At 61.0% G+C, this 12419-nt stretch carries 9 protein-coding genes; 8 read left to right on the forward strand and 1 reads right to left on the reverse strand.

All coding sequences use genetic code 11. The annotated features are described in order from the left end of the window. Both groES and groL read left to right on the forward strand, forming a co-directional pair. Positions 1-275, forward strand: a 275-nt coding sequence (gene groES / locus RIN13_RS02965) for a co-chaperone GroES (RefSeq protein WP_309105849.1), incomplete at its 5' end; no start/stop codon positions are given. Between the two features lie 82 nt (positions 276-357). After that, positions 358-1968: a chaperonin GroEL gene (groL, locus tag RIN13_RS02970; RefSeq protein WP_309105850.1), complete on the forward strand. Its 1611-nt coding sequence runs from the start codon at positions 358-360 to the stop codon at positions 1966-1968. 68 nt (positions 1969-2036) lie between these two features. On the opposite strand, the gene RIN13_RS02975 is transcribed toward groL, so the two are convergent. Continuing rightward, entirely contained in the window at positions 2037-2327 is a 291-nt protein-coding gene (locus tag RIN13_RS02975) for a hypothetical protein (protein ID WP_309105851.1), read from the reverse strand. A 226-nt stretch (positions 2328-2553) separates the two neighbouring features. Between RIN13_RS02975 and RIN13_RS02980 the strand changes: the two genes are divergently transcribed. The 6 genes from RIN13_RS02980 (at position 2554) to RIN13_RS03005 (ending at position 12252) form a co-directional block, all read left to right on the forward strand. After that, positions 2554-4596 (forward strand): acyltransferase family protein, encoded by a 2043-nt coding sequence (locus tag RIN13_RS02980; protein ID WP_309105852.1) that lies wholly within the window; start codon positions 2554-2556, stop codon positions 4594-4596. After that, positions 4596-6665 carry an acyltransferase family protein gene (locus RIN13_RS02985; RefSeq protein ID WP_309105853.1) on the forward strand — a complete coding sequence of 690 codons (2070 nt, stop codon included), beginning with the start codon at positions 4596-4598 and terminating at the stop codon, positions 6663-6665. The genes RIN13_RS02980 and RIN13_RS02985 overlap by 1 nt, the downstream gene beginning before the upstream one ends. A 204-nt stretch (positions 6666-6869) precedes the next feature. After that, positions 6870-8381 carry an IMP dehydrogenase gene (gene guaB / locus RIN13_RS02990; protein WP_309105854.1) on the forward strand — a complete coding sequence of 504 codons (1512 nt, stop codon included), beginning with the start codon at positions 6870-6872 and terminating at the stop codon, positions 8379-8381. 98 nt (positions 8382-8479) lie between these two features. Then, positions 8480-9850, forward strand: coding sequence for a hypothetical protein (locus tag RIN13_RS02995; RefSeq protein WP_309105855.1), 1371 nt, complete (start codon positions 8480-8482; stop codon positions 9848-9850). Further along, the gene (locus tag RIN13_RS03000; RefSeq protein WP_309105856.1) at positions 9843-10364 is read left to right on the forward strand and encodes a hypothetical protein; all 522 of its coding nucleotides are present in this window, start codon (positions 9843-9845) and stop codon (positions 10362-10364) included. Before RIN13_RS02995 ends, RIN13_RS03000 begins: the two co-directional genes overlap by 8 nt. A 40-nt stretch (positions 10365-10404) precedes the next feature. Further along, positions 10405-12252 (forward strand): ABC transporter ATP-binding protein, encoded by a 1848-nt coding sequence (locus RIN13_RS03005; protein ID WP_309105857.1) that lies wholly within the window; start codon positions 10405-10407, stop codon positions 12250-12252. Positions 12253-12419: the final 167 nt, after the last annotated feature.

Genomic DNA, 12419 nt, shown 5'->3' on the forward strand with positions numbered 1-12419 from the left:
TTGAGGATCGTATTGTTGTCCGCCCGCTCGAAGCCGAGCAGACCACGGCTTCCGGCCTGGTCATCCCGGACTCCGCACAGGAGAAGCCGCAGGAAGGCGAAGTTGTTGCAGTAGGCCCCGGCCGCTTTGACGACAACGGCAACCGCGTTCCCCTCGATGTCGCTGAAGGCGACGTCGTAATCTACTCGAAGTACGGCGGAACCGAAGTCAAGCACAGCGGCACCGAGTACCTCGTGCTGTCCGCCCGCGACGTTCTGGCGATCGTCGTTAAGTAACTCTTGGACCCCGCGCAGCTGACTCGTCTGACTTGTCTGACGGTCAGCAGCGCGGGGTTTCTGTCTTTGAAAGGACACAACCATGGCAAAGCAGCTTGCGTTTAATGACGCTGCCCGCCGGTCGCTCGAAGCCGGCATCGACAAGCTCGCCAATACCGTCAAGGTGACGCTGGGCCCGCGTGGCCGCAACGTTGTTTTGGACAAGAAGTGGGGAGCCCCCACCATCACCAACGACGGCGTGACCATCGCCCGCGAAGTCGAATTGGATGACCCCTACGAAAACCTTGGTGCCCAGCTGGCCAAGGAAGTCGCCACCAAGACGAACGATGTCGCCGGCGACGGCACCACTACTGCGACCGTCCTGGCCCAGGCCCTGGTCAAGGAGGGCCTGCGCAACGTTGCTGCCGGCGCTGCTCCCGGCCAGATCAAGCGCGGCATCGAGGTTTCGGTTGAGGCCGTCGCCGCCCGCCTGCTCGAGAACGCCCGGCCCGTCGAGGGAACCCAGGTAGCCAACGTTGCAGCCATCTCGGCCCAGAGCGACGAGGTCGGCGAGCTCCTGGCTGAAGCATTCGGCAAGGTTGGCAAGGATGGTGTGATCACCATTGAAGAATCTTCCACCACCCAGACTGAGCTGGTCCTCACCGAGGGCATGCAGTTCGACAAGGGCTACCTCTCCCCGTACTTCGTCACTGACGCGGAACGCCAGGAAGCTGTCCTCGAAGACGCACTGATCCTGATCAACCAGGGCAAAATCTCCTCGGTACAGGAATTCCTGCCGCTGCTGGAGAAGGCACTGCAGAGCTCCAAGCCGCTCTTCATTATCGCTGAAGACGTCGACGGCGAGGCATTGTCCACCCTGATCGTCAACCGCATCCGCGGCACCCTGAACGTGGTTGCCGTCAAGGCTCCGGGCTTCGGCGACCGCCGCAAGGCCATGCTTCAGGACATCGCCACCCTCACCGGCGCCCAGGTCGTCTCCCCGGAGCTTGGCCTGAGCCTGGACACTGTTGGCCTCGAGGTTCTGGGTACGGCCCGCCGCATCACGGTCACTAAGGACAACACCACCATCGTCGACGGCGCCGGAACGGCTGAGGATGTCGCAGCACGGGTTTCCCAGTTGCGCGCCGAGCTTACCCGCACCGACTCCGACTGGGACAAGGAAAAGCTCCAGGAGCGCCTCGCCAAGCTGGCCGGCGGCATCGGTGTCATCAAGGTCGGTGCGGCCACCGAGGTGGAGCTGAAGGAAAAGAAGCACCGCATCGAGGATGCTGTCTCCTCCACGCGCGCTGCTCTTGAAGAAGGCATTGTCGCCGGTGGCGGTTCCGCCCTGATCCACGCCCTGAAGGCGTTGGATGAGGACCCGGCCGTCCAGGCACTCGAGGGCGATGCAGCTGCTGCTGTTGGCATCGTACGCCGCGCCCTGGTCCAGCCGCTGCGCTGGATCGCCCAGAACGCCGGCTTCGACGGCTACGTTGTGGTCGCCAAGGTGGCTGAGGCAGAGCTCCACCACGGGTTTAATGCCAAGTCCGGGCAGTACGAAGACCTCATCGCTGCCGGTGTCATCGACCCCGTCAAGGTGACCCGCGCAGCACTCCGTAACGCAGCGTCCATCGCCGCACTGGTCCTCACCACCGAGACCCTTGTTGTCGAGAAGCCTGCAGAAGAAGAAGAACACGCAGGCCACCAGCACTAGCTGGACCCGCAGTTCGCACAAAAAGCTCCGGCCAGGAACTCCTGGCCGGAGCTTTTTGCTGTTCTCCGCTACTCCATTGCACCGCCGTGCATCGGATCGTCGCTGCTGTCATCGGCAGTGCTGGAACCGGTTCGGTCCGGCAGGTCCAGATCTCCGCGGGCCTCATCCATGCCAGGCTCACCGGATGGAACGTCGTAACGCTCCGGCTGGACGCCGCCTGCCTGTTCCTCGATCAGCGCCTGCTCCTCGCTGAACCGGACCACATTGGCTTCGTCTCCGGAGTCGCCCGGGATGTCCTCACGCACCGCCGACGGGTCCGGTACAACGAATCCCTGCCCATCGTCCTGGTGTTCGCTCATCAGTTGATCCTTTCTGAATATCACTTCTTTCGCAGATACTAAGCCTACTTTCTATAGCTGATTCCATAAACTTCATGCCCGGGATTCCTTAAGAAACGTTTTGTCTTTTCCCAGAAAAACTGAACTAATGGTTCCCGGGGCAAGCCGGCCCATGCTGCCGATTAGTACTAAAGATCACGAATCGGTAACATGGATGTTTTGATTAGGCGCTCTGAAGGGTTTTTCTGTGTCTGTTGCGAGAACCGTGATGCCGCCACGCCGTCAAAGCGGTGTCCCGGACGTGCGTCGAAAATCTAATTTCCGCCCGGAAATACAAGGCCTGCGGTCGTTGGCAGTGCTCATGGTGGTCAGCTACCACGTGTGGTTCGGCCGGGTTTCGGGTGGTGTTGATGTCTTCTTGCTCATCTCAGCCTTCCTGATGGCGCTTCAGTTCGTGGCACGGTACGAACAACGGGTTCCCGTAAGCCTCCTCAAGCACTGGCTGCACCTTTTCCGCAGGCTTCTCCCGGCTGCTGTGACAGTCATTGTCGTGACCCTGGTGGCCACCTTTCTGCTCCTTCCCCGTACAAGGTGGCTGGATATCATCCAGCAGGGCTGGGCTTCGTTGTCCTACACGGAGAACTGGCTGCTTCAGAGCCAGGCTGTGGATTACTACGCGACCGACCACAGCATCGCCAGCCCCCTTCAGCATTTCTGGTCGCTGTCCATCCAAGGGCAGGTCTTCATTCTTTGGCCGCTGATCTTTGTCTCCATGGCCTGGCTGGCCAAGAGGTACCGGCTGCACTACCGCCCTCTTCTTGTTTATGTCTTCGGCGCCGTTTTTGTGGTTTCGCTCGCGTATTCGATTCACTTCACCGCCACCAACCAGGCGCAGGCCTACTTTGACACGTGGGCCCGCCTGTGGGAGTTCGCACTGGGGACGCTTGTGGCCCTCATCCTCCCCGGCCTGCGCCTGCCCCGGAAGGTCCGGATTGTGCTGGGCTGGCTGGGCATTATTGCCATGCTGGCCTGCGGCATCCTTCTCAACGTCCAGGCCGCCTTTCCCGGTGTGGCAGCACTTTGGCCAACCCTCGCTGCAGCCTGTGTCATTGCTGCCGGCCAAACCGGCAGCGTCCTTGGCGTGGACAGGATTCTCAGTTCAAAGCTGCTGGTCAGGCTAGGGGATAACTCCTACGCCTTGTACCTCTGGCATTGGCCCCTGCTTGTCATCGGGCTGGCCTGGAGCGGCAAGGAGCATGCGGGTTGGCTTTCGGGTACCGTCATCATTGGCGCCTCGATGGTTCTCGCGTACCTCACCACCCGTTTCCTCGAAAAGCCGTGGCGGGAATGGAAGTGGCCGGAAGTCAACAAGCGCCGTTCCCTCGTTGCCGTGGCGCTGTCCCTGGTGGTTGCGGCCACCCCGCTCGGTGCAGCAAGGATTGGTCTTCAGATGGAGGCTGATGCAGCGCTTGCCCAAGCTGTGTACAACAATCCCGGAGCCAAAAGCCTTGAGCCCGGCTACGTGGACAGGGCTGCGGCCGACGCCGTCCAGCTGCCGGATCTTGCCACCGTGGGAAGTGACTGGGCAGACTATCCGGGCGGATGTGACAAGTTTCACGATCCGCAGGGGATCAAATGCAACAACGGCGTGACCGAATCGCCGCGAAAGACCATTGTCATCTGGGGAAGCTCCCACGCAGGAGTGTGGGGGACTCCCGTCATGGAAATGGCAAAAAAGCACAACTGGGCAGTGGTGGCCTTCCTCAAGTCGATGTGCCCCATCACTGACGGTACCGACACCACCGTTCCCGAAGACTGCGCGGCCTTCAACAAGGCCGCCTCTGATGAAATCATCAAGATGAAACCGGACCTCGTCTTCACCACCAGCACCCGGCTGGGGCGCGGTGACGATCGCACTGAATATCTGGATCCGAGCTGGGCAAAGATGCTGGAACCGGTTGGTGCCGCCGGAATTCCTGTCATGGGTGTACGTGACACTCCGCGGTTCCCGGCTTCGGTCCCGGAGTGCATCACCAAGAATGCCCAGGACGAACAGACGTGCGGGATTCCGAAGTCCGAGGCGTACAGCGGGGAGTCACCCGCAAGCCAGTACAGTCAGATCCACAACCTTGATCTGTCCGACTACTTCTGTCCCAACGGATTCTGCCCTGCGGTCATCGGAAACATCGTCGTCTATCTTGACGACAACCATCCGACGGCCACCTACATGAAGACCCTGGTTCCCGCTTTTGAGGAGCGTTTCGGCGCACTGACCGGCTGGGACATCTGATGACGGCGGTCTCAACGAACACCATCAAGAACGACGCCGGCGCAGCCAGGCCTGCTCACGGCAGCGCGCACTTCCTTCCCGAAGTGCAGGGACTTCGTGCGCTGGCCGTGCTGATGGTGGTCACCTATCACGTGTGGCTAGGCCGGGTCTCCGGAGGCGTTGATGTTTTCCTTCTCATATCCGCGTTCCTGCTGACCCTTTCCTTTGCCCGTAAGGCGGAGGCCAGGAAGCCCCTGCGGCTGGTCAGTTACTGGCTGCACCTTTTCAAACGGTTGCTGCCGGCCGCCGTCGTTGTCATTCTGGGCGTACTGATCGGAACCTGGGCAATTCTTCCGCCCGGGCGCTGGCCCGACGTGCTTGATCAGGCGTGGGCGTCGCTGCTGTACCGGCAGAACTGGATGCTGGCTGACACCGCCATTGACTACTACGCGCAGGACCACGCCGCCGCGAGTCCGCTTCAGCACTTCTGGTCGCTATCCATCCAAGGCCAGGTTTTTATCCTCTGGCCACTGATATTTGCCGGCGCGGCAATTCTGCACCGCCCCATTCTTCGTCGTACAGGGATCTCCTACCGGCTGCTGCTGGCGGTAGCGTTCGGAGCTATTTTCGCCGTCTCGCTCGCCTTCTCCATCCAGCAGACTGCCACCAACCAGGCCTACGCCTACTTCGACACTCGGACGCGCTTATGGGAGTTCGCACTGGGCTCCCTGCTTGCCCTGGCCCTTCCGTTCATAAAACCCGGCAAGCTCCTGAGGGCCGTCCTCGGCTGGACGGGGCTCATCGCCATGATTTCCTGTGGCCTGCTGCTTACCGTGGAGAGATCCTTCCCCGGCTTCGCGGCCTTGTGGCCCACGCTATCGGCCGCTGCCATCATCGTGGCCGGCCAGAGCGGCAGCCGTGTGGGGGTCGACCGCCTGCTCAGCTGGAAGCCGTTGGTCGCGCTGGGAAACAACTCTTACGCGCTCTATCTTTGGCACTGGCCTGTGCTGGTGTTCGTCCTCGCCCAATTAGGCATCTCAACACCGAGTCTTGGCCAGGGCCTCGCGATCCTGGCGGCATCGCTGGTGCTTGCAGTGCTCACGACCCGCTTTGTTGAAACACCGTTGCGGCTGTGGCACTGGCCCGAACGCAAAACCTGGCGGACCGCCGTCATCGTGATGGCTTGTGGAGCTCTTCTCGCCGGGCCGGTGTCCCTCTGGCAGACGCGGCTCACGGCGGAAGAGGCCGCTGCCGCCGCTCAGCCCAGGGATCTGACGCCCGGTGCCATGGCCCTCACTCCGGGGAATGAGGGAAAGCCGGCTCCGGAGGCCACCGTTATTCCAGCGCCCGTGGCCATGAAGGATGAATGGGCGAGCCTGGAGGGGCCATGCACCGGCACCAATGTCCCGGACGACCCACTCCTTTCCTCTTGCAGCGAGCTTTCGAAACCGGACGTTGTCACGAAGCGCATCGTCGTTCTTGGGGATTCCCATGCGCAGCAGTACATGGCCGCCCTTGGCCCGATCGCCAAGCAGCGCGGCTGGGAAGTGGTCACGCTGTTGCTGGGGAACTGCAGGTTCGGTGCGGAGACTGCGGACCGCGTGGCGGAGTGCAATGCCTTCAACATGGCCAGTTCCAAGTACGTGATGCAGCACCGACCGGATGCCGTCTTCACGGTAGCGTCCCTGACGCACAAGGAGGCGCCCTTCGAAACCGAGGTCCCGGGCTACGTGGACGGAATCCGGCCATTCACGGACGCCGGCATTGATGTGGTGGGAATCCGGGACAATCCAAGGTTCACCATCAACATGCCCGAATGCGTCCAGAAGAAGGGTGCGTCGGCGCCGGAGTGCAATCCGCTGCTGGCCGAGTCCCTGGCGGCATCGTCGCCTTTGGACGACTACAAGGGAACGGTGGACCGGCTCTACCTCATGGATATGAGCGACTTCATCTGTGCCGCTGGAATCTGCCCTGCTGTGGTGGGAAATGTGTACGTCTACAAGGACGACAACCACCTCACCAAAACCTATGTCCAAAGCATGATTCCCATGTTTGAGCAACGGCTCCTCGCGGCGACGGGCTGGAAATAGGCCGAAGTCTGCCGGATGGGGACGGTGCCGTTGCTCACATTGGGCTCACGGAATATGGGGATCGCCGTGGAGGTTCTAGTATTTATTCAACACTTCTGCATGGACCTCCTGCAGCAATCTCTGCACAGGCCAGTCCCGTAATGACGGGCTGGTCATCGGTTGCAACCCCTGACCGACCCCGTGACCAAGGTAAGAGGCGCACTCATGACCCAGCCCGAACACAACCCCTTCGGCTTCATCGGCCTGACCTATGACGACGTCCTGCTCCTGCCCGGGCACACTGACGTCATCCCTTCCGACGCTGATACGTCCTCCCAAATCTCCAAGCGCATCTCGGTTCACACCCCGTTGCTCTCTGCTGCCATGGACACGGTCACTGAGTCGCGTATGGCGATTGCCATGGCCCGCCAGGGCGGCCTTGGCGTGATCCACCGGAACCTGGCCATCGCGGACCAGGCTGACCAGGTGGACCGGGTCAAGCGCAGCGAGTCGGGAATGATCACTAACCCGCTGACCATCGGCCCCGAGGCCACACTGTCGGAACTGGACGAACTCTGCGCCCAGTACCGCGTTTCAGGACTTCCCGTAGTGGACGACGGCGGCAGGCTTCTGGGCATCGTCACCAACAGGGACACCCGCTTTGTACCGGAGTCGGATTTCCCGCTTCGCCTGGTCAGCGACGTGATGACAAAAATGCCGCTGGTTACCGGGCACGTCGGGATCAGCCGCGAAGAGGCCTCCCACAAGCTGGCCACGAACAAGATCGAGAAGCTCCCGCTGGTTGACGAGCAAGGCCGTCTCAAGGGCCTGATAACCACCAAGGACTTCACGAAGGCTGAGCAGTACCCGCTGGCCACAAAGGATGACGAAGGCCGCCTCCGCGTGGGGGCAGCCATCGGCTTCTTCGGTGATGGCTGGGAACGTGCCATGGCCCTCGTCGATGCAGGCGTGGACGCACTTTTTGTTGACACCGCCAACGGCCACTCCCAGGGTGTTCTGGACATGATCCGCCGCCTGAAGTCGGACCCTGTGACCGCCCATGTGGACATCATCGGCGGCCAGGCCGCGACCCGCGAGGGCGCACAGGCACTGATCGACGCCGGCGCCGACGGCATCAAAGTAGGCGTGGGGCCTGGCTCCATCTGTACCACCAGGGTTGTGGCAGGTGTGGGCGTTCCGCAGATCACTGCAATCTATGAGTCTGCCAAGGCAGCCATTCCGGCAGGCGTTCCTTTGATTGCCGACGGCGGACTCCAGTACTCCGGCGATATCGGCAAGGCACTGGTCGCCGGTGCTGACACGGTCATGCTCGGTTCCCTGCTGGCAGGTTGTGACGAGTCACCGGGTGAGTTGATCTTCGTGAACGGCAAGCAGTTCAAGAGCTACCGCGGTATGGGCTCGCTGGGTGCGATGCAATCCCGTGGCAAGAACACTTCCTACTCCAAGGACCGTTACTTCCAGGCGGATGTTTCCGGTGACGACAAGCTCATCCCTGAGGGCATCGAAGGACGGGTCGCTTACCGCGGTCCCCTTGCCTCCGTGGCCTACCAGCTGGTTGGTGGCCTGCGCCAGACCATGTTCTATACCGGCGCCCCCACTATCCCGGAACTCAAGGCCCGGGGAAAGTTTGTGCGCATCACTCCTGCAGGGCTTAAAGAATCCCACCCCCATGACATCCAGATGACCGTGGAGGCACCAAACTACGGCTCCCGCTAAGCCCGAGCTGCATTTGGGGGGAGTCCTCCCCATCCTGAGTTGAGTCATCCGCATGTATATTCGATGGAGTTATCTCTGTTGATTGGTGGGGGACCAACATGTCGGATGGATTTTATGGAGCGGACCTTGTCCAGCTGAAGCAGCTCGCGTCCGCTATGGACGCGGCCGGCAATAGACTGCAGTCCCAGCTGATCGGCTTGGACTCCAGTGTTTCGGTTACGCCATGGCCTGGCCCGGATGCCGACAAGTTCCGGCAGGACTGGCTAGCCAGCCACAGCCGCCTCCTGAGGGGCGCAGTGGCCTTTCTCCACAATGCGTCCAAGGAGCTGAGCCGCAACGCGGAAGAGCAGGAACTTGCCAGTTTTGCAGGAGGGGGCAGCCTTCCGGCGAGTGTAATCAGCGTTCCAGGGCTTCCGCTGGGAGAGTCCCCGACGCCGAGACCCGACGATATTGAGGGTAAGTCGGCGGTGGACATCAAGGGTTGGTGGGAGGCGCTGCCGGCTGACCAGCGTCAGGCCTTCATGCGTGAGTATCCGGTTGAGGCCGGCAACACCAACGGGATCCCGTTCAACGACCGGGTGGAGGCGAACAAGATTAACGCCCAGAACCGGATTGACTGGCTTAAGGAACACGATCCGGAACCGCAGTTCAATCGACTCAGAATGGACGTGGGCTACCCTGGCCGTTTCGCGGCCGAGCATGATGCTTGGGAGCAGCGCCAGTCGGGGCACGACTATCTGCAGAGTGTGGTTGACGGAGACGTCAAGTTGGCGGCATACGATCTTGGGAACAACTCAATCGTGGAGATGATCGGTGAGTACAAAGCCGGAACTTCAACAATAATTACCTACGTTCCTGGCACTCTCACAAATGAAGCCTCGTTCTACGGCGGCAATCCACAGTCCGTATCAAGGATGCTGGTAGACGCGGATAAGTCCGGTGGCACGGTGGCATTTGTCTACAAGGGAAGCGACTTCCCCGACGGAGATCCCCTGGAAGCTTTCGTGGGGGAGGCCAAGAACGATGAGTTTGTCGCAGGCTCGTCGCCGGTCCTGAAGGACTTCCAGGCGGCGGTGGATCTGGAGAAACCTTCAGTGGCCCAAACAGTGGGAATCGGTCACAGTTGGGGCGCACGAAACCTGATGGGCTCGGAAACCAATGGGGCCCGCTACGACAAATTGATCGCTTTATCGGGCGCTGCCATGCCGCCCGGCTGGGTTGCCGACCCAGCTACGGATTACTCGACTTACACCTATCCCGACATCTTGCTGACAGCCGAGGCTAACGGCCTCGCGGGTGAGAACTTCCCCATGAAGGATCCGGCTTTTGAGAAGCATCTCTACTCGCCTCCCGGCGACGACGACTGGAGGGATCATCTCAGCGGTGACAACCACACGCTCATTGCAACGGCGGGTTCTGAGAATGACATCGCGATGAGAGATGTGCGGAAGGAAATCTTCAGTGACTGACAAATACAGGGCAAGCATCGCGGCGTGGCTGCGTGCACTTGCAGCCCTCAGCTTGGCCGTCGGCTTGGCGTCATGTGGACCAACAGGAGAGAGTAAGCAGATGCCCGGTGAAATCACTCTGGAAGAGGCAAAAAGCAAGCTGCTGACTTTACAGCACAAAATTATCGAGATGGTGCCCGCGGACTTGGTCATTTCCGTGTTCGAGAATGAGACTTCGAGCCTCATGCCATGCACAGGAGACCAGAAGAAGTGGAACGGTACAGGTCAGGTTGAACTCCGTCCAGGCCTGGATAGAACGACATTTCTGGATGACGTACGGGATATGGTGCTGAATGAGCCAGGCTGGACAGCGAACGATGGCGCCGACGGTGACGGTGCGCGCCATGTGGACATCCGCCATGACGACGGTACTCACCTTGTCGTTGGCATCTGGGACGGGCCAGAAAGCCTGCAGATCGATAGCTTCAGCGCCTGCTTCGACCTCCCCGAATACCAGTACGGCACAGAGTACTAGCCGTTACCCAGCTCTCCCTCTCCGGAACTAGGCTGGGGACATGTCTGAACCACGCCATCCGCCCGAACTGAGTTCCAAAAGGGAACCTCAGCGGAGGCTGGCGGTGAGGCCGTACGCCCAGGCAGTGGCACAGGTTCTCCGGGTCAGTTTTCAGGCCTCGCCGGTCGCTGTCGTTATGAAAGTGGCAGGCTCGCTGATCTCGGCGCTTCTTCCCCTGGTGACAACGTACTTCGCGGCGCTCACCACAACAGCCCTGGCCGCGGCTTACGCCGGTGACCCGGCTGCAGGCCAGCAGGCCATCGTTTATGTCATCATCACGGCAGCCCTGGGTTTGTTTTGGGGCGCCTTCAGCAGCGTGGACCGCTACATCCAGCAGCTTATGAGTTTCAAGGTCGGCGCTATCGTCGGTGACCTCATGTACGAGCGGTTCCTGGCCCTCGAATTCTGGCGCTATGACGACAAAGAAACGGTCGATCTCTACGACCGCGCCAAGCGGTTTTCTGACTCCTATGCCCGGGTTTTGGACAGGATCGCGGCGATCTTCACCCAACTGGTTTCTGTCATCCTGGCCATCGGAGCACTGCTCCTTGTCAGCTGGTGGATAGCAGTGATCGTGCTGGTGGCGATCGTTCCCAGCGTGTACCTGCAGTTCAAGCTCTCCCGGGAGCAGATCGCGCACTGGAACACGCAGGTCGATTCCCGCCGGCAGCGCCGCATGATTGAAAACAACCTGCTGCGCCCCCAGCACATTGCAGAGATGAGGCTCTACGGGATCGTGCGGTACCTGATGGATCTCCGTTCCAGGCTGAGGGATGCGGACGAACGCCGTCGTCTGGATTTCCAGAAGCGGTACATCCCCAGGCAGTTGGCCGCCGATGCTCTCCAGTACGGTGCGGAGGTGGTCTCGCTCATCTGGGTGGTGGGCCAGATCATCGCCCGGGCCCAGCCGGTGGGGCAGTTCCTTTACGTCCAGCAGATTGTCAGCCGGGCTTTGTCGACGGCCAACAACCTCGTCTCATCGCTGAGCTCAATCGATGAGGATCTGGCCAACCTCAAGGACTACGAGCAGTTTATGGCGCTGCCGGTCCATTCCGAACATGCCCCGCCCCTGCTCCAGGCACCGCGGGAGGTGGAGCTCCGAGACATCCGCTTCACCTACACCGGGAGCGAAATCGAAGTCATCCGTGGCATCTCCATGACCATCCAGGAGGGGCAGCACATCGCCATCGTCGGCGAGAACGGGGCGGGAAAGTCCACTCTGATCCGCATCCTGGCCGGACTCTACCAGCCGGATTCGGGGCAGGTAATGCTCGACGGCGTCGACCTCGCCGCAGTCGACGTCACCTCCTGGCACCGGCACCTTGCCGTATTGAGCCAGGAGTTCCTGAAGTATGAATTCGCGACGGCGGCGGAGAACATCTACTTCGGGGATGTCCACTCGTCCCGCGACGATAACCGGATCCGCAAGGCAGCAGCGGATGCTGAAGCGCTGGAGTTCATCAGCAAGCTCCCCAATGGCCTGGACAATCACGTCAGCAACTGGATGGAGGATCCGCGCGGACGGAAGGGGAGCGGGCTCTCCGGCGGCCAATGGCAGCGGCTGGCGATGGCCCGGAACTTCTACCGCAACGCCTCTGTCATGGTGATGGATGAGCCCACATCGGCGATTGACGCCCTGGCGGAGCACCGGATCTTCTCCCGCCTGTTTGCAGAGCGCAGCAGCACCATCATCGCCATCAGCCACCGACTGGCCACCATTGAAAAGGCTGATGTTGTGTACATGCTGGAGGACGGAGAAATCGTGGAACAGGGCACCCATAAGGAACTGGTGGCGCTGCGAGGCCGCTACTTCCGGATGTTCGAATCCCAGCTCAGCCTCGACGTTTAGAGCGGGCCATAGCTGGCGTTGCCATACGGATCGCGCCAGGTGGGCAGATCGTATTCCACTGCCGTGCGGAGAAGCGCCCCGACGCTCACCGTACGGAGTTCTGCGGACAACTGCCATGGGCGCTGCTGCCCCAGCGGAGCCGTCGGAGGTGCCTCGCCTCCGACGGC

This window comes from Arthrobacter sp. (assembly GCF_031179985.1).
Lineage (GTDB): Bacteria > Actinomycetota > Actinomycetes > Actinomycetales > Micrococcaceae > Arthrobacter.